General features: G+C 72.3%; 17 protein-coding genes. 6 read left to right on the top strand and 11 right to left on the bottom strand.

Translation table 11 applies throughout. The annotated features are described in order from the left end of the window. Nucleotides 1–189: 189 nt before the first annotated feature. From ileS to U8525_RS26365, 4 genes are all read right to left on the bottom strand, one after another. Nucleotides 190–3,933, bottom strand: a complete 3,744-nt coding sequence (ileS, locus tag U8525_RS26380) for an isoleucine--tRNA ligase (RefSeq protein WP_374269225.1) — start codon at nucleotides 3,931–3,933, stop codon at nucleotides 190–192. A 171-nt stretch (nucleotides 3,934–4,104) separates the two neighbouring features. Then, the gene (locus U8525_RS26375) at nucleotides 4,105–5,691 is read right to left on the bottom strand and encodes an SDR family NAD(P)-dependent oxidoreductase (protein WP_374269224.1); all 1,587 of its coding nucleotides are present in this window, start codon (nucleotides 5,689–5,691) and stop codon (nucleotides 4,105–4,107) included. A gap of 77 nt (nucleotides 5,692–5,768) precedes the next feature. Next, nucleotides 5,769–6,935, bottom strand: coding sequence for a hypothetical protein (locus U8525_RS26370; RefSeq protein ID WP_374269222.1), 1,167 nt, complete (start codon nucleotides 6,933–6,935; stop codon nucleotides 5,769–5,771). Nucleotides 6,936–6,996: 61 nt separating this feature from the next. Then, nucleotides 6,997–7,755, bottom strand: coding sequence for an SDR family oxidoreductase (locus U8525_RS26365; RefSeq protein WP_374269220.1), 759 nt, complete (start codon nucleotides 7,753–7,755; stop codon nucleotides 6,997–6,999). Nucleotides 7,756–7,854: 99 nt separating this feature from the next. Here U8525_RS26365 and U8525_RS26360 point away from each other — a divergent pair, with 99 nt between their 5' ends. After that, the gene (locus U8525_RS26360) at nucleotides 7,855–8,889 is read left to right on the top strand and encodes an AraC family transcriptional regulator (protein ID WP_374269219.1); all 1,035 of its coding nucleotides are present in this window, start codon (nucleotides 7,855–7,857) and stop codon (nucleotides 8,887–8,889) included. After that, entirely contained in the window at nucleotides 8,882–9,469 is a 588-nt protein-coding gene (locus U8525_RS26355; RefSeq protein WP_374269217.1) for a regulatory protein RecX, read from the top strand. Before U8525_RS26360 ends, U8525_RS26355 begins: the two co-directional genes overlap by 8 nt. Nucleotides 9,470–9,481: 12 nt before the next feature. Here U8525_RS26355 and U8525_RS26350 read toward each other — a convergent pair whose 3' ends face one another. After that, nucleotides 9,482–10,228: a hypothetical protein gene (locus U8525_RS26350; protein WP_374269215.1), complete on the bottom strand. Its 747-nt coding sequence runs from the start codon at nucleotides 10,226–10,228 to the stop codon at nucleotides 9,482–9,484. Nucleotides 10,229–10,507: 279 nt separating this feature from the next. Between U8525_RS26350 and U8525_RS26345 the strand changes: the two genes are divergently transcribed. Further along, nucleotides 10,508–11,044 (top strand): YceI family protein, encoded by a 537-nt coding sequence (locus U8525_RS26345; protein WP_374269213.1) that lies wholly within the window; start codon nucleotides 10,508–10,510, stop codon nucleotides 11,042–11,044. A gap of 85 nt (nucleotides 11,045–11,129) precedes the next feature. On the opposite strand, the gene U8525_RS26340 is transcribed toward U8525_RS26345, so the two are convergent. Continuing rightward, a complete protein-coding gene (locus tag U8525_RS26340) occupies nucleotides 11,130–13,580 on the bottom strand; it encodes an acylase (RefSeq protein ID WP_374269211.1) in 2,451 nt (816 codons plus the stop codon). A 277-nt stretch (nucleotides 13,581–13,857) separates the two neighbouring features. Here U8525_RS26340 and U8525_RS26335 point away from each other — a divergent pair, with 277 nt between their 5' ends. Continuing rightward, on the top strand, nucleotides 13,858–14,829 hold the full coding sequence (locus U8525_RS26335; protein ID WP_374269209.1) for a DUF4440 domain-containing protein: 972 nt from the start codon (nucleotides 13,858–13,860) through the stop codon (nucleotides 14,827–14,829). A gap of 155 nt (nucleotides 14,830–14,984) precedes the next feature. Continuing rightward, the gene (locus U8525_RS26330; protein ID WP_374269207.1) at nucleotides 14,985–16,442 is read left to right on the top strand and encodes a glycoside hydrolase family 6 protein; all 1,458 of its coding nucleotides are present in this window, start codon (nucleotides 14,985–14,987) and stop codon (nucleotides 16,440–16,442) included. Nucleotides 16,443–16,594: 152 nt separating this feature from the next. Here the strand turns inward: U8525_RS26330 and U8525_RS26325 are convergent, their stop codons facing one another. After that, nucleotides 16,595–17,587 (bottom strand): hypothetical protein, encoded by a 993-nt coding sequence (locus U8525_RS26325; protein ID WP_374269205.1) that lies wholly within the window; start codon nucleotides 17,585–17,587, stop codon nucleotides 16,595–16,597. A 172-nt stretch (nucleotides 17,588–17,759) separates the two neighbouring features. Between U8525_RS26325 and U8525_RS26320 the strand changes: the two genes are divergently transcribed. Beyond that, nucleotides 17,760–20,576 carry a tetratricopeptide repeat protein gene (locus U8525_RS26320; protein ID WP_374269203.1) on the top strand — a complete coding sequence of 939 codons (2,817 nt, stop codon included), beginning with the start codon at nucleotides 17,760–17,762 and terminating at the stop codon, nucleotides 20,574–20,576. A gap of 87 nt (nucleotides 20,577–20,663) precedes the next feature. Here the strand turns inward: U8525_RS26320 and U8525_RS26315 are convergent, their stop codons facing one another. The 4 genes from U8525_RS26315 to U8525_RS26300 form a co-directional block, all read right to left on the bottom strand. Next, a complete protein-coding gene (locus U8525_RS26315; RefSeq protein ID WP_374269202.1) occupies nucleotides 20,664–22,076 on the bottom strand; it encodes an L-serine ammonia-lyase in 1,413 nt (470 codons plus the stop codon). Between the two features lie 168 nt (nucleotides 22,077–22,244). Continuing rightward, the gene (locus tag U8525_RS26310) at nucleotides 22,245–24,851 is read right to left on the bottom strand and encodes a heavy metal translocating P-type ATPase (protein WP_374269201.1); all 2,607 of its coding nucleotides are present in this window, start codon (nucleotides 24,849–24,851) and stop codon (nucleotides 22,245–22,247) included. A 20-nt stretch (nucleotides 24,852–24,871) separates the two neighbouring features. Beyond that, a complete protein-coding gene (locus U8525_RS26305) occupies nucleotides 24,872–25,846 on the bottom strand; it encodes a VWA domain-containing protein (RefSeq protein WP_374269200.1) in 975 nt (324 codons plus the stop codon). Then, entirely contained in the window at nucleotides 25,846–26,778 is a 933-nt protein-coding gene (locus U8525_RS26300; RefSeq protein ID WP_374269198.1) for a vWA domain-containing protein, read from the bottom strand. Before U8525_RS26300 ends, U8525_RS26305 begins: the two co-directional genes overlap by 1 nt. Between the last annotated feature and the right edge of the window lie 47 nt (nucleotides 26,779–26,825).

The raw sequence follows: 26,825 nt of genomic DNA, 5'->3' as shown, positions 1-26,825 counted from the left end.
ATTTGCGAAATCAGGGGGGACCCCTTTCGCGTAACACGCGCCCCCTGACGCGGCAAGCCGGGAGTCGCTCGGGAGGCGCCCACGCCCTCCCGGTCCTCGCGCCGACACACCGGATGTCTGCCTTCAGCGCCCCGGGTGTGTGATCACCCGGAGCTGACTTTTTCCGTGTTCTCCCGGAGGTCCGGGGATTCAGGCGCGCTCGACGCGAAGCTTCGCGGGGAGGCCGTTGAGGCTGGCCTCCTCCTCCGTTCCGGTGAGGCCCTGGGGGCCCACGTGGATTTCAGCGGCCAGCGTCTCGCGGGCGAGCTCGTCGCGGGCGGCGTCGACGACGCGCTTCACGCGGTCATCGCCGTCCACCCACAGGCGGATGCGGTCGGTGTAGCCCAGGTCCAGGTCCTTGCGGGCCCCCTGCACGCGCGCCAGCAGCTCGCGCACCAGGCCTTCGTCCACCAGGGCCTCGGTGAGCTGCGTGTGCAGCACCACCACGCCCACGCCCGCGCCCGCGGCGGCGTAGCCGGGCTGCGCCTCCACCAGCGTCTCCAGCTCCTCGGCGGGGAAGACCATGTCCTCGCCGCCCACGTTCAGGGCCACCTTGCCCGTGGTGAGCAGCTCGTGGTGCAGCGCGCGGCCGTCGCCCGCGTCGAACGCCTTGCGCACCGGCGCGAGCTTGGGACCCAGGCGGCTGCCCATGGCGCGCAGGTTGGGGCGCACGCGGTAGCGCACCACATCCGCCTCCGGGCTGCCCGGCTCCACCAGCTTCACGGTGTGGACGTTGAGCTCGTCGGAGATGAGCGCCTGGTACACCGCCACGCGCTCCGTCAGCTCGCGGCGCGACAGGATGACGTCCGCCTGGGACAGCGGCTGGCGCACCTTGAGCCGGTTGTCCGTGCGGACCTTGAGGCCCAGCGACACCAGCTCGCGCACCGCGCCCATCTCCGCGGCCAGGCCCTCGTCGATGAGGCTCGTGTCCACGTCCGGGAAGCGCGCCAGGTGCACGCTCTCCGGCTGCGCCGCGCCCCACGGCCTGCCCACCAGGTTGCCCCACATCTCGTCCGCGAAGAACGGGATGAAGGGCGCGGACAGCGCGGTGAGGGTCGTCAGCGCTTCGTAGAGCGTGAAGTACGCGTCCTGCTTGTCCTGCTCGAAGCCCGGCGCCCAGAAGCGCTCGCGGCTGCGGCGCAGGTACCAGTTGGACAGCGCGTCCACCAGCGCCACCATCCGCTGGGCCGCGTCGTACACCTGATACGTGTCCAGCGCCTTCGCCACGTCGCGCAGGGTGAGCTGCACCTCGGAGAGGATCCACCGGTCCAGCACCGGCCGGGCCTTCACCTCGCGCCAGCCCTGGCTCTTGCGGATGGCCAGCCACGGGGCCTCCGTGCTGCCCGCGTTGCCCTTCGCCGGGTTGAAGCCGTCGATGTTCGCGTAGATGGTGAAGAACGAGTAGACGTTGCGCAGCTTGACCTGGAAGTCCTTCTGCAACAGCCGCACGTTCGCCAGCGAGTGGCGCGTGTTGGACCAGGTGGGGCTGGCCGCGTAGAAGAACCACCGGAACGCGTCCGCGCCCGGCGCCTTGGTGGCGGGGTCCTTGAGCACCACGCGCTCGGTGGGCGCCAGCCGGGGCACCTCCACCGGCATCACGTCCACGCCGCGCGCGGAGGGCTTCACGTCCAGCTGCTGGAGCTCCTGCGGGGCCAGCAGCACCACGCGGCGCTTGAGCTTCTTGTGCACCTTCAGCGTCACCGTGACGGGCGCATCCGGCCGGTCCGGGCGGAAGAGCTGCACCTTCGCGCCCTCCTGCGTGTCCAGGCCCTCCAGGTCCTCGCGCGCGATGAGCGCCACGCCGGGCTCCGCGGGGACGCCGGCCTCCGTGGCGGTGAGCACCGCGAAGTCCATGCGCACCTCGTCCAGGATGATCTCCGGCGGGGTGTAGTTGCCCTTGGACTTGGACTCCTTCTTGCCCTCCTTGTCGGAGACGTGGCCCAGCACGATGCAGCTCTTGTACGGCATGGGCCACCCGCGCTTCGGCGTCAGGCCCATGCGCCGCTGCGTCTCCTCGTCGAAGAGGAGCGTGCTGACCATCAGGAGCGAGTAGAACCAGCCGCGCGTCTGGTCGATGGCCTCCGAGATGAAGTCCGCGGGGAAGGCGCGGTTGAAGACCTCGCGGCTGCCCTCCGCGTGCGGGAAGCCCCACTGCGCGAAGGGCATGCAGCCGGAGTCGAACCACACGTCCACCACCTCGGGGACGCGCTGGAACCTCCCGCCGGTGCCGGGCTTCTCATACGTCACCTTGTCGATCCACGGCTTGTGGACCAGCAGGTGCTCCGCGTTGGACTCGTGCGGCTTGCCGGCGAGGAACGCCTTCAGCTCCGCCTCCACGGCGGCCACGTTGTTGCCCGGCTTCTGGCGCAGCTCCGCGATGGAGGCCACGGCCTCCGTCTCCCCCGTCTCCGAGTGGATCCACAGGGGCAGCGGCGTGCCCCAGTAGCGCTCGCGCGACAGGGCCCAGTCCACGTTGTTGGCCAGGAAGTCGCCGAAGCGGCCGTCCTTGATGTTCTCCGGGATCCAGTTGACCTGCTGGTTGTTCGCCTGGGCCTGCTCGATGACGGAGGTGGTGCGGATGTACCAGGCGGGGCGGGCGTACTGGATGAGCGGGTCCTCGTCCGCGCGCCAGCAGAAGGGGTACTCGTGGCGGTACTGCTCCGTGTGGATGAGCAGCCCGCGCTCCTTCAGGTTGCGCTGCAGGTCCTTGTCCGCGTCCTTCACGAAGCGGCCGGCGACGAGCGGCACCTCGTCGGAGAAGGTGCCGTCCGGCTTCACCGCGCAGCGCAGGCCCAGCGCGTCCGGGTCCTGGAAGCGCGCGGCGTCCTTGCGGTAGGCCTTGTAGTCGTCCTCGCCGAAGGCGGGCGCCGTGTGGACGATGCCCGTGCCGCTGTCCAGCGTGACGAAGTCCGCCGGAATCACGCGCCAGCCCACCGTGTCCGAGCCGCCGTCCTTCAGGGGCAGCGCGGCGTCCGCGTCCTTCGCGAAGTACGTGTCGAAGGGCGGCGTGTAGCGCCGGCCCACGAGGTCGCTGCCCTTCTGCGTGGCCAGCACGGGCAGGTCCTTCTTCAGCTTCCTGGCCAGCTCCTCGCGCAGCGCGGCGGCGAGGATGAGCTTGCGGTCCCCCGCGTCCACGGTGACGTAGTCCACGGACGGGTTGACGGCCGCGTACATGTTGGACGGCAGCGTCCAGGGCGTCGTCGTCCAGATGAGCAGCGCCGTGTCCGGCGCGTCGCGCAGCGGGAAGGCCACGTAGACGCTGGGGTCGTCCACCGTCTTGTAGCCCAGGCCCACCTCGGCCGCGGACAGCGCGGTGCCGCCGCGCGGCCACCACCACACGACCTTGTGGCCCTGGTACAGCAGGCCCTTCTTGTAGAGCTCGGAGAGCGCCCACCACACGCTCTGCACGAAGCCGCGGTGGTAGGTGACGTAGGCCTCGTTGAGGTCCACCCAGAAGCCGATGCGCTGGGTCAGCCGCTCCCACTCGGACGTGTAGCGGAACACGGACTCGATGCAGCGCTCCGTGAAGGGCTCCACGCCGTACTTCTCGATCTCCGCCTTGCCGTGGATGCGGAGCTCCTTCTCCACCTCCACCTCCACCGGCAGGCCGTGCGTGTCCCAGCCCGCCTTGCGCGGCACGGAGCGGCCTCGCATGGTCTGGTAGCGGGGGAACAGGTCCTTGATGACGCGCGTGAGGACGTGGCCGTTGTGGGGCAGGCCGTTGGCCGTGGGCGGGCCCTCGTAGAAGACGAAGGGGGGCTTGCCTTCGTTCGCCTGGAGCGACTTTTCGAAGATGCGGCGCTCCTTCCAGAAGGCCAGGATGCGGCGCTCCTCGGCCGGGAAGTCCATCTCCACGGGGACCGCGTTGAACAGGGGCGAAGGCGTTTCAGGCATGGTGGCGTGCTTGATACCACCGGCCCGGCGCTTTGGCAGTGAATCCAGGCCCTTGCGCACCCGCCCGCGCGCCGGTGGACAGATTCGCCCAGTCTGTAATCCGAGCAATCCGTCCCGGCTGGAGGGCCTCCGGGCCGCTCTCCGGGCCGCCGCTGGAGGCCGCCGCCCGGGTCACCAGTCCGTGGGGCGGTAGTCCTTGAAGAAGTTGCCCCAGACGCACTCGCCGGTGTTCACGGCGGTCATGACGGGGTCCACGACGCGCGCGGCCCCGTCCACGATGTCCAGCGGGGGCTGGAAGTCCAGCTCCTGCGTCTTGCGCTCGGCGAGGCGGGCGGGGTCTTCATCCGTCACCCAGCCGGTGTCCACCGCGTTCATGAAGATGCGGTCCTTCGCGTAGTCCGGCGCGGAGGTGAGCGTCATCATGTTCAGCGCGGCCTTGGCCATGTTGGTGTGCGGGTGCCGGTCCGTCTTCGTCCACCGGGAGAAGCTGCCCTCCATGGCGGACACGTTGACGATGTGGCCCGGCCGCGAGCGGTCCCTCAGCATCAGCGGCTTCAGCTTCCCGCACAGGATGAAGGGCGCCACCGCGTTCACCAGGTGCACCTCCAGCATCTCCGCGGTGCGCACCTCCGACAGCTTGAGGCGCCACGAGTTCGTGGCCCGCAGGTCCACCTGCTGGAGGTCCGCGTCCAGCCGGCCCTCCGGGAAGAGGGCGCGCGTGTCGCCCTCCTGCTCCATGGCGTAGGGCAGCAGCGACAGCGCCGCGGAGGAGTGGATGCCCAGCGCCGGGTCGCTGCTGCGCCAGGTCGCGACGGGCAGCGGGGCGTGGCCCGGGTCGCCCGGGCCCAGCGCGGGGCGGAGCGCGGCGACGCAGGCCTCGTGGCCCGCGAGCAGCGGGCGCAGGTGGGGGGGCAGGGTGCCCACGTCGCGCAGCTCTCCCTCCAGCAGGTGCTGGTAGAAGCCCGGCGGCCGGCGCACGGTCTGCGCGGCGTTGTTGATGAGGATGTCCAGCCGCTCGTGGGTCTGTTCGAGGTGGCGCGCGAACAGCTCCACGCTGGGGGCGTGCCGCAGGTCCAGGCCGTGCACCCGGAGCCGGTGGGCCCAGTCCGCGAAGTCCGGCTCGCGCGCGTAGCGGTGCGCCGCGTCCTGGGGGAAGCGCGTGGTGGCGATGACCGTCGCGCCCGAGCGCAGGAGCATCAGCGACGCCTGGAAGCCGATCTTCACCCGCGCGCCGGTGATGAGCGCCACCTGGCCGGTGAGGTCCGCGCGCTGCGTGCGCCGGGCGTAGTTCAGGTCCCCGCACGGGATGCACAGGGCGTCGTAGAAGAAGTGGACCTTGCGGAACTCCTCCTTGCACACGTAGCACTTGCGCGGCACCTCCAGCAGGCGCTCGGGGGCGGCCTCCGGCGGCGGCGGGGGCAGCGCGGGCAGGGTGAGCACCGGCGCCTTGCGCAGCACGCGGATCTCCGTGCGGGAGCGCACGGCGCGGTCGTTGGCGCGCAGGGCGTCCTTCTTCTCCTTGCGGAGCGCGTTCACCATCCGCGACCGGGTGGCCTTGTCGGGGTGGATGAGCCGGCCCGCGGCGGCCATCAGCGCGTGGTGGTCCTCCTGGGGGAGGTGGTGCAGGAGCACGCGGTGCTCGGCGAGCGTGCCCAGGAGCGCCGTGGCGCGGCGCACGTCCTCCACGGAGACGTCGGCCGGCGGAGCCGGGTCGGTGTCGGAGGGGGGCGGGAGGTTCTCGGCGGCCGGGGTCTTCACGCCCTGGTGCTTATCCTCCCGGGCGGCCCGGGAAAAGGCGCGGCTCACGCGGGCCTGGTGGGCGGGCGGGGAGGCGCTCAGCCCAGGCCCAGGCGGGGGAGCGTCACCTCGCGCACCTTGGGGATGCGGAAGCGGTAGAGGAACGCGTCCGCGAAGTAGTGCGCCAGCACCACCCCGTTGATGGCGATGACGCCGAGCGACCACAGCGGCTGCTGCCCCAGGAGGAAGGCCGTGGCCGCGCCGCGCGTCACGCCGTCCACCAGCGTGATGAAGGGGCTGTTGGCCACGCCCACCACGATGATGGGCGCCATGAGGGCCACCATCGCCGCCCACACGCGCGGGCCCCGCAGGCGGGCCGCGGGCTCCGAGGGCGTGGGCTGGAGCATCCGGCCGGTGAGGAAGAAGTACTCCAGGCCGTGGATGCCCGCGCTCAGGACCGCGCCCCACATGGGCCACACCAAGTACACCGCCACCACCGCCACGTGCGACAGGACGTACACGCACCGGGGCCCGCTCTGCCCCGGAGGCCCGCGCAGCGCGAGCGCCAGCCTGATGGCGAAGACGCCCCAGGCGGCGAGCAGCACCCAGGTGAGGCCGTGCGGCAGGGCGCCGGCCTCCGCCTGGCCGATGTTGACCATGGGCCGCGAGCCCAGGGCGCTGGTGACGGGCACGGCCAGCGAGCGGAGCATCATCAGCGTCAGCGCGACGGGGACGAACTGGCGCTGGAGCGCGCGCTCGGCCTCGGACAGGGGCGGCGCGCCCGCGGCGCGGGCCCTGAGGCCGTGCAGCGCCCACAGCCCCTTCACCTGCGACAGCGTGTGGTGCGCGGCGAGGACGTGGATGCCCGCGCCCAGGAGCAGCGCGAGGAGCGGGGCGCGGGCGTCCCCGTACCAGAGCAGCCCGGTGGTGAGCGCGAACACCGCCGCCGAGCCGCCCAGGAGCAGCCGGGACTGGGAGGGCGTGGTGTGCAGCAGCTCGCGCCGGGTGCCCACCAGCAGGAAGGTCAGGATGACGTGGGCGCCGTTGAGGAAGACGTACTGCGACGTCCACCGGCCGATGCGCTGCGCGAACCCCTGCGAGCCCTCGCCGGTGAGGCCCGCGAGCCACACGCAGGCGAGGAGCAGCAGCGCGGGCAGGAGCAGGAGGCTCAGGTCCGCCCGGGGCGAGAACAGCCACAGCCCCTGGAAGCGCAGGGGCGCCGGGGCGGCGGAGGCTTCGAGCGCGGGGGCGGGCAGGGTGGCCATGCGCGCCGCAGTATAGACGCGGGCGGGGAGGCTCGCGCGAGCCGGCGCGCGCCCCCGGGCTTCAGCTCGACCGGGCCATCTCCACGGCGTCCGCGCCGGCGGGCTGGCGGAGCGGGAGCGAGGGGTCGTTCACCGCGCGCCAGATGACCTCCGCCACGTCGAGCGAGCGGGTGAACGGCTCCGACTGCTGCGCCGTCCTTCGCTCGAAGACGCCCCGCACGAAGTCGGCGTACGGCTCGGGGACGGTGACGCCCTGGTCCTGCATCCGGGCCTGCGCGTTCCGCGCGAAGGCCGTCTCCGGCGAGCGCCCCGGAATCACCAGGCTCACCCGCACATGGAAGGGCTGGAGCTCCAGCGCGAGCGACTCGGTGAACGCGTTGAGCGCCGCCTTGCTCGCGGTGTAGACGGCGAGCAGCGGGAGCGGCCTCAGCGTCGTGCCAGACGAGACGTTCACGATGACCCCCGCCCTCCGCTGCCTGAAGCCGGGCAGGAGCGCCTGGGTCACGGCCATCGCCCCGAACGTGTTCGTCTCGAAGGTGGCGCGGATCGTCTCCATCGACGTGCCCTCGAAGATGCTCATCAGGCCGACGCCCGCGTTGTTGACGAGCGCGTCGATGGGGCCGGCGGCCTCCACCAGCGCCTGGATGCTCCGCGGGTCGGTGACGTCGAGCGGGAGCACCCGCAGGTGCTCCGAGCGGGGCAGCACGTCCTCGCGCGGCTTGCGCATCGTGGCGATGACCTTCCAGCCGCGCTCGAGGAAGGCGCGGGCGGTGTCGAGGCCGAAGCCGGATGAGCAGCCGGTGATCAAGAGGGTCTTCATGGGGGTTCCTGTCCGTGCGGGGTCCGGTGACAGGTATAGGGAGCAGGGGGCGGACGTGCTACAACAGGGAGTCCAGATTTCATTCGCAGGAGTCCGGTCATGGTCGATCCCCTCGCGGAAGTGGTCTCGCTGCTCCAGCCGGGCGCCCCGTTCTCGAAGCTCGTCAGCGGCGCGGGCCGGTGGAGGGTCCGGCGCGCGGAGGCGGGGCGGCCCTTCTACTGCGCGGTCCTCATGGGGCGCAGCCGCATCGCGGTCGACGGGCGCGAGCCGGTGCTCCTCGAGAAGGGGGACTTCGTCTTGATCCCCGCGGCGTTCGACTTCACGACGACGAGCGTCGAGCCGCCGAGGGGACGGCACGAGACCCCGCGCATCGTGTTGCCCGATGGGGAGATCCGGAACGGCGTCCACCACGGCCCGCCGGATGTCCGGATGATGGTGGGGTACTGCACCTTCGCCTCGCCGGACGCGAGCCTGCTCGTCTCGCTGCTCCCCCAGTTCGTGCACGTCCGCGGCGAGCCGCGGCTCACCTCCCTCGTGGAGCTCCTGCGGGACGAGCTGCGCGAGCGGCGGCCCGCGCGGGAGGTCATCCTCGCGCGCCTCATGGAGGTGCTGCTCATCGAGGCGCTCCGCTCCACCGCGGGGCTCGCTGCGTCGCCGGGCCTCCTGCGCGGGCTCTCCGACGAGCGCCTGGCCGTCGCGCTCCGCCGGATGCACGAGCGCCCGACCCACGCGTGGACCGTGGCGCGGCTGGCGAAGGAGGCCGCGCTGTCCCGCTCGGCGTTCTTCGAGCGCTTCCACCGCGCGGTGGGCGTGGCCCCGATGGAGTACCTGCTCGGCTGGCGCATGGCCCTGGCGAAGGACCTGCTGCGGCGCAAGGAGGAGGTCACCGTCGCCGAGGTGGCCGAGCAGGTCGGCTACAGCTCCGCGAGCACCTTCAGCGTGGCCTTCACCCGCCACGTCGGCCTGCCGCCCACGCACTGGGCGCGGGCGCGGCGCCAGGCCGCGGACACCGGGGGCGCGCCCTCGGCGCCGCAGGCCGCCGGGCAGCCGGGCCCCGGGCGGGCCCCCCGGAGGGGCGGCGGACGCGCCCCCGAGGGTCGGACCCGGGTGGTAGAGCTGTCCCGCCATGGATGACCCCACCGACAGGGACCCGGAGCGCCGCCGGGAGGCTCGCAGGCCGAAGCCGCCCCGGCAGGTGTCGCCGCGCTACCTGGAGAACGCGGCGCTGCACTACCTCAAGCGGTACGCGGCCACGGTGAGCCAGCTCAAGCGCGTGCTGCTGCGCCGGGTGGACCGCTCCGTGAAGTTCCATGGCGGAGACCGGGCGGAGGCCGTGGGCTGGGTGGACGCGCTGGCGGAGAAGCTCATCCGCAACGGCCTCATCAACGACCGGACCTACGCGGAGACGCGCGTACACTCGCTGCGCGCGTCCGGGCGCAGCGCGCGGGTCATCACCCAGAAGCTGCGCATGAAGGGCGTGGCGCCGGAGCTGGTGCGGGAGAAGCTGGCGGAGGCCACCCAGGACGTGCCCGAGGACGCCGCCGCCCGCATCTGGGCGCGCAAGAAGCGGCTGGGCCCCTTCCGGCGCGACCCGCGCACGCGCGAGGCGCACCGCAAGAAGGACCTGGCGGCGCTCGCCCGCGCGGGCTTCTCCTTCGCCATCGCGAAGCGCGTCATCGACGGGACGGCGGAAGACCCGCCGCCCCGCGACTGAAGGCCCTGGGGCTCAGTACATCTTCAGGTCGTACTTCGGGGTGGGCAGGTAGTCGTCGCCCGCGGGCCGGTTGCGCTTGTCGGTGATCTTCACCGCGTAGACGCCCCCCGCCACGACGTTGACCGTCACGCGGTACATCTGGCACGCCGGGAGGAGCAGCGAGCAGACGGTGGACTGCGTGCTGCCCAGGAGCGCGCCCAGCGTGCGGGTGGCGTAGTTGTACGCGTAGACCTCGACGCGCATCGTGGGGGCGTTGCGCAGGTTGTAGGTCTCCACCGTCATCACCTGGTTCACCGGCGTGGCCACCAGCACCCAGTCCACGTCGTTCTGGCGGTGGAAGGAGTGGTTGAGCTGCGGCGTGCCCGGGTACGACGAGGCGGTGGTGTGCGTGTTGTCGCCCTCGTAGGCGTCCGGGGGCGCCAGCAGGCAGTTGGGGGGCGGGCTGAAGCCGCTCTCGACGCAGACGTTGTCCACGCAGTTGCAGCCAGATGCGCAGTCCGCCCCGGTGGAGCAGGCGCGCTCGGGCGGCACGTCGCAGTAGCCCTCGCCCGGCGGTGGGCCGAACGCGCTCGGCACACAGTATCCGGCCTCGCACTCACAGGCCTGCCGGCAGCCGAGGTCGTTCACACAGGTCCGCCCCGTCAGCGCCGCCTCCTGCGTCTCCACCGCTTCGGCCTCGGGCGCCTGCTGCTCCTCCACGGGGCCGCAGGCCGCCGCGAACAGCGCCAGCGCCGCCACTCCCCAACGCAACATCTTCATGGCTCCAGCTCCAGGTGGGACTCCCAGGGGACGCGGGATTGCGTCTCTTGATGGAAATCCTTTGTTCACCCGGGGTGAATCCTGCCTTCCTGGGATTGGCCTGACAATCCCTATCAACTTCATCAAGTGGCGAGACTCGGGACCTTGGAAACTCCGCTTCCCAGAGGGGGATTCCGGGGCGTGCGGGGTGTCTGGCCTTGGAGCCGCGGCTGCATATTTGTGATGGCATTGCTATCTTTCGGCGCGAGCATCCTCCTCGTTCCCCCGCGAGCCCCCCTCATGTCACTTTCATCGTGGAACATCGATCCGGCGCACTCGACCGTGCTCTTCATTGCGCGGCACATGGTGGTCGCGCGCGTGCACGGCCGCTTCGAGCGGGTGTCCGGCACCCTGCGGGTGGATCCCCAGGCCCCCATGCAGGGCGAGGTGGACGTGCAGGTGGAGGCCGCGAGCATCTACACGGGCTCGCCGGAGCGGGACGCGCACCTGCGCTCGCCGGAGTTCCTGGACGTGGAGGCGGCCCCGTACCTCACCTTCCGCGCCAGCCAGGCGCACGCCGTGGGCACCACCTCCTTCCAACTGCTGGGCGAGCTGACGATGCGCAAGGTGACGCGCCCGGTGCTGCTGGAGGTGCGGCACCTGGCCACCACGAAGGACCCGTGGGGCCAGCCGCGGCTCCTGTACTCGGCCCGCACGTCGCTGCAGCGCTCCGAGTTCGGCATCCAGTGGAACCGGGCGCTCGACAACGGCGGCTGGCTCGTTGGTGAGAAGGTGGACGTGGAGCTGGACATCCAGGCCACCCCCGCGAAGGGCTGACGTCCCCCGCGCCGAGAAGCACGGCGGCCCGGCGCCCCTCCTCGCGAGGGACACCGGGCCGCCTTCGCCTGCGGGCCCGCCTCGGCTACTCCTGGAGGTGCGTGACGGTCAGCGCCGGGTCGCCGGCGATCTCCGCCTCCGTGTAGCGCCGGTCCACCCACTGCTTCTGGGAGAACAGGGCCGTCTGGTCCGCGAACCAGGGCGAGGCCGGGTCCGAGGACTGCGAGTAGGTGAGCACGGACCTCGCCACGGGCCCCGCGTCCGTGAAGGACACGGCCATGACGAAGCTGGAGCCCAGGACGGGCTCGTAGGTGTTGTCCGGCAGGAGCTGGTTGGCGATCTGGTTGAAGCAGCCTTCCTCGTGGCTGCAGCCGTGCACCGGGTAGAAGACGCCGTTCTTGCGCTTGCCCTGCACGGAGCCCGTCGTCGCGTCCAGGGCGATGCCGCGCGCGCGCAGCGTGCGGATGGCGGTGCCCAGCGCCTGGGCCACCTGCGGGTTCAGGGTGTTGAGCGTGCGCGGCGTGTTGACGGGGTCGTTCGCGTTGAAGGGCACCAGGTACGGGCCGCCGGTGACGCCCACCGCGTTGAAGATGAACACGCGCCAGAGCAGCTCGCCCCGGCTGTCCAGGTCGCCCTTCAGGTCCCACGCGGCCAGCACGGGGCAGGCGGGGCGCAGGTCCTCGAAGGTGAGGTCCGGCATCAGCACGAAGGGCGTGCGGCGGCACAGCGAGACGGCGGCGTCGCGCAGCAACTCGCCGGAGTAGACGCGGTTGTTGAACGTCACCGCCTGGAGTTGCTCCAGCGTGAAGCCCTGGCCCTCCAGGCCGTCCGTGCCGGCGAGGCGGCCCTGCACCATCTTCAGGCCCAGGCGGGTGCGCAGGCTGCGCTGGTTCTTCTCACCGCCCAGGATGCGCGGGAAGCCGGTGAGCGGCTGGGCGGGGTTGGGCAGCCAGTAGCTGTCGTTGGAGTTGGTGACGTAGTCGGCGCGGGTGAGGTGCGGCAGGCTGCCCGGGCCGAAGATGCCCGGCTCCACCGCGTCCGGGTCGCTGCCCAGCGCGCAGTCGGAGCGCGAGCCGTCCAGCACCGGCAGCCCCGCGCTCGCGAGCACGAAGAGCGGGATGGGGGACAGCACGCAGCGCAGGAGCTTCGCGTCGGTGACGTGCGGCACCACGCTCATGTCCGCGTAGTACGCGCGGCCCTGCGCGTCCGCGGCGACGGTGTTCACCCAGGGGATGCCCTGCCAGGTGTTCTGGGCCGTGCGCAGCTCGTCCACGTTCGCCGCGCGGTCCATGGCGAAGAAGGTGTCCAGCAGGCGCAGGTTGGACGCGTTGGCGTCATGGAACGCGTAGGCGGTGAGGACGTTCCACGTCATCAGGCCGGACGGGTACTCGATGATGGGGCCCAGGTGCGAGCGGTAGAAGGTGTGCTGGCGCGGCGTGAGCGAGCCGTCCGCCTCCTTCGCCTGCACCGTGACGGTGCGGGTGGTCATCTCGCGGATCTGCCCGTCGTACAGGTACTTCGTGGGCAGGCCCGGGATGAGCTTCAGCTCGAAGGGGGTGAAGCGGTACGCGGTGGAGACGGTGTGGCTCCAGGCCAGCGTCTCGTTGTGCCCGATGAGGATGGCGGGCACGCCCAGGAGGCTCACGCCGGAGACGTTCAGCTTGCCCGGCACCGTGAGGTGGGCCTCGTAGAAGCGCTCCGAGCCCTCCCAGGGGAAGTGCGGGTTGGCCAGCAGCATGCCCTTGCCGTTGCGCGTGGCCTGGCTGCCCAGGCCGAAGGCGTTGCTGCCCAGGCCCAGGGTCTCGGAGCTGGGGAAGACCTTGCGGTCCAGGGACGCGGGCACGGCCAGCGGCTGGGGCAGCGTGCCGTCCGGCAGGAGGGACGGGGGCTTCGCGTCCACCAGCGCGTCCAGGAAGTAGAGCGAGCTGGAGAAGAGGCTGAGCTGGTAGTAGCGCCGGTACAGGTCGCGCTCGGTGATGGGGCGCACCCAGGCGGCGCCCCGGCAGCGCGGATCCGGCAGCCCGTCCACGCCGACCTCATCCAGGTAGCGGTTGAGGCCCGCCGCGTAGCCGCGCACCAGCTCGCGCGCGTCCTGGGAGGGGCCCAGGGGCGGCGGCTTCGCGAGCAGCGCGTCCACCGTGCCGTCGTCGATGATAGCCTGGTAGAGGAAGTCGCTCTTCAGGTTGTTGTACTGGCTGCCCAGGGCGGCCAGGTACACGCCGTCCGGCCCGAAGTAGCGCGAGCGCTCGGCGTTCACCGTCACCAGCGCGTCCATCAGCTCGCAGAAGTTGTCCTGCGCGAACGCGTAGCCGTAGCCGTAGCCCACGCCGGCGAAGTCATCCGCCAGCACGTGGGGGATGCCATGCGCCGTCCTGCGCACGGTGGCGGAGAGGCTGCCCGCGCCCTGCTTCACCGACGCGGTGGGGCCTTCCTGCGCCGGGGGCGCCGCGGGGCGCGGCTCGCAGGCGGCGGCCAGCAGCAGCGCCGTCAGCGGCAGCAGCCGGCCGCCGCCGGTCCTTCTGTTACGTCCATCCATTCGGGGGAGTCCTTTTCGCGGTGGGGGAGGCAATTCCCTTGTAGTTGTAGAAACGCATCATTCCTGGATCGCACCGGCTTGCCAGGATGCGTCAGGGCGGCAGACCCCGGAGGATGTTTCAGTCGACATCCGCCGCGGGCGTTCCGGACGGGGAGTGCGGGAGCCGCAGGACGAGGGGCGGGCGGCGGGGCGTTTTTGCGTGTATGGCTGGGGGCCGGGAGCCCGGGGTGCCGGCCATGGCGCGCGGGCCCGGTGGCTCACGAAAGGAAACCAGCACATGAAACGGATGTTCGCGGGCGCGCTCGTCGTCGCGGCGTTGGGGACCCTGGGGTGTGGTGGGGCGAAGGGCTCCGGGCCGGGGGCGGAGGCCGCCACGGGCACGGCGCGGCAGTCGTTGGAGGAGCTGCGCGCGGGCTTGAGGGCGGCGGAGCAGGCCATGTCGGACGCGGCGGAGCGGTCCGGTTCGGCGCAGGCGTTCGCGGACTTCGTCGCGGACGACGCGGTGCTGATGGTGGAGGGCGCGTACGCGCAGAAGGGCAGGGAGGCCATCCGCGCGTGGCTGGCCGAGCACCCGCTGGAGGCGGAGGGCAAGGTGCGCTGGGCGCCCGTGCGCTGGGACGTCAGCGCGGACGGGACGCTGGGGTACTCGGTGGGCAACGCGTCCGTGGAGTCGGGCGGCACGTCGCTGCGGCCGGCCGGGCGCTACATCACCGCGTGGAAGCGCCAGCCGGACGGGCAGTGGCGCGTGGCGGTGGCGGTGCGCAACGCGGCCAAGACGGGGATGACGCCGCCCGCGGGCTTCGCGTCGTCGTCCACGCTGCCGGCCCCGGCGCCGCGCGCGCTCGCGCCCGCGCAGGTGCTGGAGGAGGCGAAGGCCGCGGACCGCGCGTTCTCCGAGCGGTCCACGACGGAGGGCATGGGCAAGGCCTTCACCGCCTACGCGGCGGAGGACGCAATGCTGCCGCTCGGGTCCGCCGGCATCTTCGGCCGGGAGGCCATCGCGAAGGCGTATGCGCCGTTCACGCTGGAGGCCATCGACCTGCGCTGGGAGCCGGTGCTGGGGGACGCGGCGGGCTCCGGTGACCTCGCGTACACGGTGGGCCGCGCCGTCGCCACGAGCAAGAACGACCAGGGCCAGCCGGAGGTGGACCACGTGAAGTACCTCACCGTCTGGCGCCGGCAGGCCGACGGCGAGTGGCGCTACGTCACCGATGGCGGCAACTCCAGCCCCGGCCCCCAGGGGCCGTGACCCACGCGCCACGAGGGACCCGCTCCGTCAGGGCGGGCCCCCCGCCGTGAACGTCTCAGTAATATTCCGGTAATAGTTGAAAAACTTGTTTAGTCTTGTATTCCGGATTGGTGCGCCGCAAGAAGGGGCTCCCCCGTGGTGAGGAGCTCCCCTTCATGTGTACTCCCCGTTTCGTGCGTCGGTTGTCGTTCGTTCCGCTGCTCGCGCTCGTGGCCTGTGGCCCCTCCGCGCCTGTCTCCGCTGAGCCGGCCGCGGCCGGGGCTCCGGCGCTGACGGCGCAGGAGGCCGCGCTCACGGAGCTGCTCACCAACGGCACCTTCAACTCCGGCGCGGTGGCGCCGTGGTGGAGCAACGCCAGCACGCAGTCGTCTGTGGAGAGCGGCAGGTGGCGCGTGGACGTGGCGGCGAACACGGCCAACCCGTGGGACGCCATCGTCGGGCAGAGCGGCCTGACGCTCACCGCCGGGAAGACGTACACGCTGGCGTTCACCGCCACCGCCACGGCCACCATCACCGCGCGCGCGACCGTGCAGCAGGAGGTGGCGCCGTACACGGCCACGCTCACCCAGGCCTTCACCCTGGACGGCACGTCGCGCCGGTTCTCCTTCCCGTTCACGTCCTCGTTCTCGTCGGGGCAGGGGCAGGTGACGTTCCAGCTGGGCGGCCGCGCCAGCGCCGTCACCGTGCGGCTGGATGACATCTCGCTCACCACGGAGAGCGGCACCGGCTCCGGCCCGGTGGCGATGACGAGCGGGTTCTACGTGGACCCCAACTCCAACCCGGCGGTGTGGGCGCGCAACAACAGCGGTGACGGCCGCGCGGCGCGCATCAATGCGTCCATCGCGTCGAAGCCGATGGCGCGCTGGTTCGGCAACTGGAACAGCGACATCACCCAGGCGGTGTCCAGCTTCGTGGCCGCGGCGGACGCGGCGGACAAGCTGCCCGTGCTGGTGGCCTACAACATCCCCGGTCGCGACTGCGGGAGCCACTCCAGCGGTGGCGCGGGGAGCGCGGAGGCGTACCGCGCGTGGATTGGCGCCTTCGCGGCGGCGATTGGCGACCGGCCGGCGGTGGTCATCGTGGAGCCGGACGGCGTCGCGCAGCTGGACTGCCTCCCCAACGACACCGAGCGCGCCACGCGGCTGAGCCTGATCCGCTACGCCTCCGAGCAGCTGCGCGACCGCGCGCCCAACACCTGGACGTACCTGGACGGCGGCAACGCGCGCTGGATTGGCGCCGACACCATGGCGCAGCGCCTGGAGTCCGCGGGCGTGCGCAACGTGCGCGGCTTCTCCCTCAATGTCTCTAACTTCTATCCCACCGCGGAGACCCACACGTATGGCGACGCGGTGAACGCCGCGCTGAGCAGCCGCTACGGCTACACGCGGCAGTTCGTCGTGGACACCAGCCGCAACGGCAACGGCTCCAACGGCGAGTGGTGCAACCCCGCCGGCCGCAAGCTGGGCGTCCCGTCGCAGACGGGCGGCGGCGCGGAGCTGCTCCTGTGGGTGAAGACGCCGGGGGACTCGGATGGTTCGTGCGGCATCGCCCCGGGGACGCCGGCCGGACAGTTCAGCCCGGACCTGGCGAACCGCCTCATCGACGGCACCTGAGCCCCGCGCACGGGAGGACGGGCGGCTCGTGACGCGCGTCCCCGTGGGGGCTTCAGGTCGCGGGGCTGGCCCTGGCGCCTGCACGTATGAACGCCCTCCCCAGGCACGGGGCTGGGGAAGGCGTCGGGTGCAGCCGGGCCGCGCGTGGAGGCCTAGCTGGACTCGCCCACGCTGAGGCGCCGGCTGGCGCCGCCGTTGCCCTTGCCCAGGGGCTGGGTCCGCTCCAGGTTGGCTTGGGCCAGGGCCTCGCGCTGCGCGTCCGTCTTCGCGGTGCCGTCCTTCTGGACCGTCATCACGCCGCCGCTGCCGTGCTGCTCCTGGGCCTGGGCGATGCTCTTCTTCAGGTCGCTGGCCTTCACCCAGTAGGCGCCGTTGACGGGGTCGCGCACGCGGTAGAGGTCGTCGTCCGTGCCCTTGCTCTTGCCCGGGTTCACGCCGTCGATGGTGAGCCAGTGCAGCTCGCCGCTGTCCGGGCCCTTCTCGCCCTCCGCCAGCGTCGTGTTGAGCAGCGCGTTGGAGTCCACCAGCGCCAGGGCCATCTGCCCGTTCTTCAGCGCGCCGCTCAGCGCGTCCGTGTCGCACTCGTCGAAGCCGTTGGTGACCTTGATGCCCATGCTGCCCAGCATCGCGCCCATCTCGTCCGGGGTCGCGCCGTCATCCAGGTTCACGTCCACGCGGTCCTTCACGGACGTGCTCAGCGTGTCCGCCTTGTTGCGGACCTGCTCCCGCGCCTCCTGCTGCGTCAGCGGGGCCGACTCCTCCGCGCTGGACTGCTCCAGGTAGGTGAGGGTGGCCTCGGCGCAGCCCTTCTTGCTCGTCTGCGCGACGGTCGTCTCGGGCGCGTTCCAGCCCTGCTCCTTCTGGGCCTGCGTCGCCTCGTTGGTGGGGACGGCGCTGGCCGCGGGCTCCGTGCCCGGCGGCGGGGGCGCGGCCAGCGCCGGCAGGCCCATCTTCCTGGCGCGCTCCTCCTCGAAGGAGTCCAGGTAGCGGCCTTCCGCGGCGTTGAGCGGCTTGGCATCCGGCGCGTCCGGCAGCGGCTCCTGCACGGACTGGGCGGCCGCCGCCATCTCGGCGCGGGCCTGCTCCGTGGCCTGGCGGATGCGGGCCATGACCGAATCGAGCTTGGAGCCAATACCGAGGGCCATGAGGCGTCTCCTGTCGCGTCTGGGTCTTTTTCCTCCCCCATTATCCGCGCAGGACTTTGGAGGTTGCTTCTGGATCACGGCTTTTGACGGAAGTGCATGATTTCCGAAGCAACCGGGCCGGCGGCCGGCCCGAAGAACCATGGAATCCTGGAATGAGGGGTACACTGGACCCATGGCGAACCGGCATGACAGGGACGACGGGCCTTCCGCGCCTGGCTCCGCGCCGCGCGTTTCGACGTCGCGAGAATCCTACGGTACGGGCCGAGGCGGCGCGCCCGCGACGGGGCGGGGTGGGGCGGAGGCGTCGGCGCCCTCGCGGGGGGCGGGGGGCGAGGCGCAGCGGCTCGCCTCGCGACAGGTGGGCCGGTTCGTCCCGCTGAAGGTGCTGGGGCAGGGGGGCATGGGCGTGGTGTACGCCGCCTATGATCCGGACCTGGACCGCAAGGTGGCGCTGAAGCTCCTGCGCGTGAAGGGCGGCCACGAGGACCTGGAGCAGGGGAGGGCGCGGCTGCTGCGCGAGGCGCAGGCGATGGCGCGCATCTCCCACCCCAACGTCATCCCCGTCTTCGAGGTGGGGCCGTGGGAGCAGCAGATCTACGTGGCGATGGCGCTGGTGGACGGCGGCACGCTGCGGGACTGGACGAAGGCGAGGCCGCGGACGTGGCAGGAGCTGTTGGACAAGTACCTGGCGGCGGGCCGGGGCCTGGAGGCGGCGCACGCGGCGGGGCTGGTGCACCGGGACTTCAAGCCAGCCAACGTGCTGGTGGGCAAGGACGGGCGCGTCTACGTCACGGACTTCGGGCTGGCGCGGCCCATGGGCGAGGTGGCGGACGACGACGAGGACGGCGAGCGCACGCGGCCGGTGGGGGACGACTCGCCGCTGGGCTCGCAGCTCACGCAGGCGGGGCTGGTGATGGGCACGCCCGCGTACATGTCTCCGGAGCAGTTCCGGGGCGAGCTGCTGGACTCGCGGTCGGACCAGTTCAGCTTCTGCGCGGCGCTGTACCGCGCGCTGTACGGCATCCGCCCGTTCGATCCGGACGAGCTGTCGCGGGTGGCCTCCCAGCTGCGGCCCCGGGGCGCGGAGGATGACGGGCCGGGCGTGACGGGCGCGGCGGCGGCGCAGGTGCTGCCGCCGTCGCCCATCCTGGAGCCCCCTCGCGACTCGAAGGTCCCGGCGTGGGTGCGCCGCGCGCTGATGAAGGGGCTGTCGCTGGAGCCGCGCGACCGGTTCCGCTCCATGGCGGAGCTCCTGACGGTGCTGGGGCAGCGGGAGCGGCGGGCCCTGCTCCAGCGGCGCGCGGGCGCCGCGGTGGCGGCCACGGTGGTGCTGGGCGTGGCGGGCGGGCTGGCGTGGTCGCGCTCCCATGTCTGCGACGGGGCCGCGGACCTGGTGGCGGAGCGCTGGGGCGCGGACGCGCGCGAGCAGGTGACCCAGGCGTTCCTCGCGACGAGGAGCCCGGTGGCGCGGGACATGGCGCTCCGGGTGGGCGAGGTGCTGGACGGCTACGGCGCGGCGTGGGCGAAGCAGCACACGGCGGCGTGCGAGGACACGCGCGTGCGCGAGGTGCAGACGGAGGCGCTGCTGTCCCAGCGCTTCGTGTGCCTGGAGCGGCGGCGCAAGGACCTGGGCGCGCTGGTGGCCACGCTCCAGACGGCGGACGCGGCGCTGGTGGACAGGTCGCTGGACGCGGCCTACGCGCTGCCCTCGCCGGACGACTGCGCGGACGTGGCGTCGCTGACGGAGCTCCAGCCCCGGCCGGCGGACCCCGTGAAGCGCGCGGAGCTGGAGGCGCTGGAGGGCACGCTGGCGGAGGTGAAGGCCCGCGTGGACCTGAGCCGGATGCCCAAGGCGCTGGAGCTGGCGAAGGCCGCGGAGGCGCGCGTGCTGGCCACGGGCTACCTGCCGCTGATGGCGGAGCTGCGCTTCCACCTGGGCTGGGCGCAGGCGGTGCTGGGCGACAAGGCCGCGGGCGGCGCGGTGCTGGAGCAGGCCGTGTACGACGCGGAGGCGGGGCGGGCGGACCGGCTCGCGGTGGCGGTGATGAACAAGCTGCTCTACGTGGACGGCGAGCAGGAGCAGTTCGCGCTCGCACGGCGCTGGGGCCGGCTGGGCGAGGCGACGCTGAGGCGCGTGGGCGGCGACGCGGTGCTGGAGAGCGACCTGAAGGTGAACGGGGCCAACCTCGCGCTGATGCAGGACCACCCGGACGAGGCGCTGAAGCTGCTGGAGCAGGCGTCGGGCCTCCTGGCGAAGGCGCTGCCGGAGGGGCACCCCAAGCGGGCGCGGGTGGCGTTCACGTTGGGGCGCACGCTGCTGGAGCTGGGCAAGAGCGCGCAGGCGGTGACGGTGCTGCGGGACGCGCTCGCCCAGACGGAGAAGGCGCTGGGGCCCGTGCACCTGGACACGGCGCGCCGGCACCAGGCGCTGTCCATGGCGCTGCGCGAGCAGCGGGACTTCACCGGGGCGCTGGAGCACGCGCGGGTGTCGGTGTCGCTGCACCGCACGCTCCTGGGGAACCAGAGCGTGAAGCTGGCGGAGGCGCTGGACGAGGAGGGGATGAGCCTGCTCGCGCTCAAGCGCTACCCGGACGCGCTGCGGGACTACGAGGAGGCGCTGAAGGTGAAGCAGGACCAGCTGGGGCCGGACGACGAGCGGGTCTACTACTCGCTGGACGGCGTGGGGCAGGCGCTGCTGGGCCTGGGCCGCACGCGCGAGGCGGTGGCCTCGCTGAGGCAGGCGCTGACCTTCAAGGACGCGCAGGAGGACTCGCTGGGCGAGTCCGGCTTCGGGCTGGCGCAGGCGCTGTGGAAGGAGGGCGAGGAGGCGGAGGCGCGCGACGCGGCGTCGCAGGCGCTCGCGCGCTTCAGGTCCTCGGGCCGCACCGCGCAGGCGAAGGAGGTGGAGGCGTGGCTCTCCGCGCGGCCCGCCCCGGTGGTGAAGGCGGTGCCCGCGTCCGCGGCGCGCGGTGGCAAGCGCAGGCGGTAGGGCCTGGACGCGTGGTGTGGCGGGCTGCTGCCTGCGTCCGCAACGCGCGCCCCGCGGATGGGGGCGCGCCGCACGCCGCCGGAGGACTCAGCACTCCGGCAGGCCGACGCTGAGGTTCGCGACCTCCAGGACGTTGACCGCGAGGCCGCCGCGCGCGGTCTCCTTGTACTTGTCCTTCATGTCGCGGCCGGTGTCGCGCATCGTCTTGATGACCTTGTCCAGGCTGACGAAGTGCTTCCCGTCGCCGGACAGCGCCATGCGCACCGCGTTGATGGCCTTCACGGACGCCATCGCGTTGCGCTCGATGCAGGGCACCTGCACCAGGCCGCCAATCGGGTCGCAGGTGAGCCCCAGGTTGTGCTCCATGGCGATCTCCGCCGCGTTCTCCACCTGGAGCGGCGTGCCGCCCAGCACCTCCGCGAGCGCCCCCGCCGCCATCGAGCACGCGCTGCCCACCTCGCCCTGGCAGCCCACCTCCGCGCCGCTGATGGACGCGTTCTCCTTGTAGAGCGCGCCAATGGCCCCCGCCGTGAGGAGGAAGCGCACCACGCCGTCCGCGTTCGCCCCCGGCACGAAGCGCCAGTAGTAGTGCAGCACCGCCGGGATGATGCCCGCCGCGCCGTTGGTGGGCGCGGTGACGACGCGCCCGCCCGCCGCGTTCTCCTCGTTCACCGCGAGCGCGTACAGGTTCACCCAGTCCAGCACCGTCAGCGGGTTGACGAGCCCCGCCTCCGGACGGCTGACGAGCCGCTGGTACATCGCCGCCGCGCGCCGCTCCACCTTCAGGCCGCCGGGCAGGATGCCGGACGTGGTGCATCCGCGCGTCACGCACGCCTGCATCACCGCCCAGATGCGCAAGAGGCCCGCGCGGAGGTCCTCCTCGCTCCGCCACGTCAGCTCGTTGCGCAGCATCACCGCGCTGACGGGCAGCCGCTCCCGCTCGCAGTGCCCGAGCAGCTCCGCCGCGGACTTGAAGGGCAGGGGCACCGCGGCGCTCTCCGCGCGCAGCGGATCCGCGCCCGCCGCCGCGTGCTCGTCCACCACGAAGCCGCCGCCCACCGAGTAGTAGATGCGGCAGGCCAGCACGTCCCCGCCCTCGCCGAACGCGGTGAAGCGCATGCCGTTGGGGTGGTAGGGCAGCACCTTGCGCTTGTGCATCACCAGGTGCTCGCCGTCGCGGAAGGGGAGCACCCGCCGCTGGAGCAGCGACACGCGCCCCTCCGCGCGCCAGTGCTCGACGAGGGAGGGGATCCGCTCCACGTCCACGTCCTCGGGCGTGTCGCCGCGCAGGCCCAGCAGCACCGCCTTGTCGCTGCCGTGCCCCTTGCCCGTCGCGCCCAGCGAGCCGAACAGCTCCACCTTGAGCCGCGTCACGCGCTCCATCAGCCCCGCGTCCGACAGCCCCACCGCGAACGTGCGGGCCGCGCGCATGGGCCCCACCGTGTGCGAGCTGGAGGGGCCAATCCCAATCTTGAAGAGGTCGAAGACGCTGACAGGCATGGCGCTTCCCACCATGCCACGTTCATCGCGCGCCGCCTGTGGACCCCCGCTCACGACGCGCTGCGTGCATCCACTTCAGGTCATGCCGGCTGGAAGACAACACGCCGCGCATGCGCCCGCTCCTCCGGACGTGGAGGAGGTTGGCACGCCAAGCATGACGCGCGCGGGCTAACCGGCGGCGGGCTGCGGGCCCGTGGCGGGCTGGGGCGGCGTGGCGGGCGCCTTCGGCTGGAAGGCGAGCAGGCGCAGGCCGTTGAAGACGACGAGCAGCGTGCTGCCCTCGTGCAGCACCACGGCCTGGCTGATGCGCGTGAGGCCCAGCACGGCGGCCACGACGAGCACCGCGCTCACGCCCAGCGCGATGACCAGGTTCTGCTTCATCACGGCCGAGGCGCGCCTGGACAGCTCCAGCGCGAAGGGCAGCTTCGCCAGGTCGTCGCTCATCAGCACCACGTCCGCTGTCTCCAGCGCCGCGTCGCTGCCGGCGCCGCCCATGGCCACGCCCACGGCGGCGGCGGCGAGCGCGGGCGCGTCGTTGACGCCGTCGCCCACCATGGCCACCGCGTGCGTGCGGTCCAGCTCCTTCACCGCCGCCACCTTGTCCACGGGCATCAGCGGCGCCTTCGCCTCGTCCAGGCCCACCTGCTGCGCGATGGCGCGGGCCACGAGCGCGTTGTCGCCGGACAGCATCACCGCGCGCTCGATGCCGCCCGCCTTCAGCGCCTGCACCACCTGCCGGGCGCCGCCGCGCAGCGTGTCCGCCACGCCCAGCACGCCCAGGTAGCGGCCCGCGCGCCGCACCACCATCGTTGTCTGCCCCGCCTCCTCCAGCCGCGCCACCTCGGCGGTGACCTCCGGGGGGAGGGCCTCGCCCGCGAAGAGGGCCAGGCTGCCCACCGCCACCGCGTCGTCGCCCACCTTCGCGCGGATGCCCTGGCCGTGGATGGCCTCCAGGTCGCGGCCCTCGGGCGCGGCGATGCGCGCCTCCGCGGCGCCGTCCACCACCGCCCTGGCCAGCGGGTGCGCGGACAGCGCCTCCACGCCCGCGGCGGTGCCCAGCAGCTCCTCGCGCGTCACGCCCGGCGCGGCCCAGGTGGTGAGCAGCCGGGGGCGGCCCACGGTGAGCGTGCCCGTCTTGTCGAAGGCGATGGCGCGGATGCCGCTCAGCAGCTCCAGGTAGATGCCGCCCTTGATGAGCACGCCCCCGCGCGCGGCCGCCGCCACCGCGGACAGCACGGCGGACGGCGTGGAGATGGCGAGCGCGCACGGCGACGCGGCCACCAGCAGCCCCACCGCGCGCAGCACCGCCTCCTGGAGCGGCGTGCCCAGCAGCAGCAGCACCCCCGGGAACACCACCGCGGCCGCCATGACGAGCGGCGCCACCGTGCGCTCCAGGCGCTGGGCGAAGCGCTGCCGCTTGCCCTTCTGCGCCTCCGCCTGCGCCACCATGTCCACCACGCGCGCCAGCACGGACTCCGACGACAGGCGCGTCACCTCCACCTCCAGCGCCGCCTCGCAGTTGATGGTGCCGGAGAACACCTCGTCGCCCGGCTTGCGCGCCACCGGCATGGACTCGCCGGTGATGGCCGCCTGGTCCAGCGAGCTCCTGCCCTCGCGGATGACGCCGTCCAGCGGGACGCGGTCGCCCGGGCGCACGACGATGCGCTCACCGCGCTTCACGTCCGCCACCGGCACCTCCACCACCTCCGCGCCCCGGCGCACGCGCGCCACCTCCGGGCGCAGCTGGCCCAGCGCTTCAATGGAGCGGCGCGCCTTGTCCATGGCCCGGTGCTCCAGCGCGTGGCCCGCGCTGAAGAGGAAGAGCAGGAACGCGCCCTCGAACCACGCGCCGAGCACCGCCGCGCCCAGCGCCGCCACCACCATCATCGTCTCGATGTCGATGCGCAGCTGCGCGATGGACTGCACCGAGCCCCGGATGGCGAAGAAGCCGCCGCTCGCCATGGACAGCGCCCAGAGCGCCGTGGCCACCCGCGGCGGGGCCAGCGCGAAGTGCTCCACCCCGAAGCCCGCCGCCAGCAGCACGCCGGAGACGACCACCAGGGGCAGCTCCAGCAGCGGCGCCAGGCCGCCGCCGTGCGCGTGGTGCGAACAGGCGTGGCCCGCCATGGGCACTTCCAGCCCGTACCCGAGCGCCTTCACCCGGGCCTCCACGTCCGGGAGCTTCAGGGTCTCCTTGTCGTACTCGATGACCAGGCGCTCGCTGGCGTACGCGACGCTGGCGGTGAGCATGCCGTCCAGCCTGGAGACCGCGTGCTCGATGACCTGGGCCGCGTCCGCGGAGTCCATCCCGCGCACGAACCAGGTGTGGTGCAGGTAGCGCGCGGCCACCTGCGCCCCCGTCTTCTGCGCGAGCGTCACCAGCTTCGAGACGCTCACCAACGACGGCTGGTAGTGGATGCACACCTCCGCGTGGCCCGCGTCGCGGCGCAGGTGCACGTCGGTGATGCCGTGCTGCGCTTCCAGGGCCGCCTCCAGCCGCTCGAAGCGGCCCTGGTCGTCCGTCTCTCCCGGCAGCGTGCCCTCCAGGTCCAGCTGGAGCGCGGCGCCTCCCCCTTCCGCCGGACGGTGGGCCGGCGGGCGGATGACGCGCTGGGAGTGGGCATGCCCGTGGTGGTCATGCCCATGGTCGTGGCCATGGGCGCAGGAGGGGCCGTGCACGTGGCGCTGCACGGCGTTGCCGGCGGGCTGCGCCTCCTTGAGGCCCTTGATGTTCAACGTGCCGAACCGCGCCCCGCGCTTCTTCTGCTCCGACATGGCTGGGTCTTCCTGTCGCCCTAGTGGCGGTGTCCGCGGCGTGCGTGCGAGGCCGCGGCGGCCGGAGGCTGCGCGGCCCGGGGCTCCTCGTCCTCGTCGTGGGGGGCCTCGTCCTCGTGCTCCTCGGGGACGGGCTGGTCGAAGCGCTGGCCGGCGACCTCCAGCGTGAAGTGCTTGCACGTGGGCGGGATGTCGAACTCCAGCACCGCGGGCAGGCGGCCCTCGTAGGTCTTCAGCACCTGGCCCTGGTCGTCGTAGACGGTGCCGCCCGCGGCGACGGTCATGGTCTCGTCCACCAGCACGGCGACCAGCTCCGCCATCTCCTCCATGCGGTCCGCGTGGCGGTGGCACCAGAGGTGTCCCACGCCCGGGTAGGTGGTGTGGGAGATCTCCTCCATCTGCTCCTCGTCCACGTGCTCGCCCACGCCCATGAAGACGAAGTTGATGCGCGGGAGGCGGCCGGAGGCGATCTCCTTGGCCACCTGCGTGGCGTAGGCCGTCACGTCATGGGCGTCGTTGATCTGCGAGTCCGTGATGATGACCGCCAGGCCGCGCCTGGCGCCTTCGCCCACCTGCTGCTTGATGTGCGCCACGAAGTCGCGCAGCACCGGCAGCATCACCGTGGCCTTGCCGTAGGACCTCGGCCCGGGGAAGCGGTAGCCCTTGGCCTGCGGGCCCGTGAGGTCGCCCACCATCTCCAACTGGGTGCCGTCGCCGCAGGCCCAGTAGGTGACGCGCACCTTGCCGTCCCGGTCCTTGTTGGCCAGGTACTCCAGCATCCACTGCATCTGCGGCTCGACCTGGTTCTTCACCGGGGCGAGCTTCGCCAGGATGCCGCGCGGCCCGTACGCGTTCTCCATGCTCGCGGAGCCGTCCATGTAGAGGGCCACGTCCAGGCCCTCCACGGTGGGGTCGTGCAACAGCGTCGCGACGACCTTGTTGCCCATCCGGTGGATGTCGGAGAAGGGGCGCTTGATGACTTCGTGGCCGGCCATCAGTGGTGGTCCTCGTCCTCGTCGTGGTCTTCGTCGGGGAGCGGCTGGGTGTAGCGCTGGCCGTTCACCTCCAGCGTGAAGCTCCTGGCCTCCTCCGGCACCTCGAACTCCAGCACCGCGGGCAGGCGGCCCTCGTAGGTCTTCAGCACCCGGCCCTGGTCGTCGTAGATGGTGCCGCCGGCGGCGACCGTCATGGTCTCGTCCACCAGCACGGCGACCAGCTCCGCGACCTGGGTGATCTCCTTCGCGATGCGGTGGCACCAGAGGTGCCCCACGCCCGGGTACTCCGCGTGGGCGATGTGCTCCAGCTGCTCCTCGTCGATGTCGTCGCCCACGCCCACCAGCACGAAGTTGATGCGCGGCAGGCGGCCGGCGGCGATCCGCCGGGCGATCTCCGCGGAGTACTTCTCCACCGCCTCCGCGTCGTGGAGGCGACCGTCGGTGACGATGATGGCGCAGCCCCGCCTGGCGCCCACCTTCACCTGCTCCTCCAGGTACCTCACGTAGTCGCGCAGCGCGGGCTCCAGGTACGTGTAGCCGCCCAGCTGCTTGGCACCGGGGAACTGGTACTGCTTCACGTCGGTGCCCTTGAGCTCCCCCACGGGCTCCACCTGGCGGCCGTTGGTGCCACAGGCCCAGTAGGCCACGCGCAGCAGGCCGTTGCGGTCCTTGGTGGCCAGGTACTCCAGCATCCACCGCACCTGCGGCTCCACCTGGTTGGAGGCCTCCTTCAGCGGCGCGCCGCGCAGCCACTCCAGGAAGGAGCGCTTCGGCGTCGTGTAGGCGTACTCCTCCTTCATGCTGCCGGACGCGTCCATGTAGATGGCCATGTCCAGGCCCTCCACCGTGGGGTCGTGCAGCAGCACCGCGCGCACGCGGTCCCCTTCGCGGTGCAGGTCGGAAAATGGCTCGATCGGCTTCTCGTGTCCCATGGCTGCCTTTCTGGAGGGTGAAAACGCTAGCGCCCGGCGCGCGGGCA

The sequence above is a fragment of the Corallococcus sp. RDP092CA genome (assembly GCF_041903675.1).
Lineage (GTDB): Bacteria > Myxococcota > Myxococcia > Myxococcales > Myxococcaceae > Corallococcus.
This window is presented reverse-complemented; position numbering and strand designations above follow the sequence as displayed.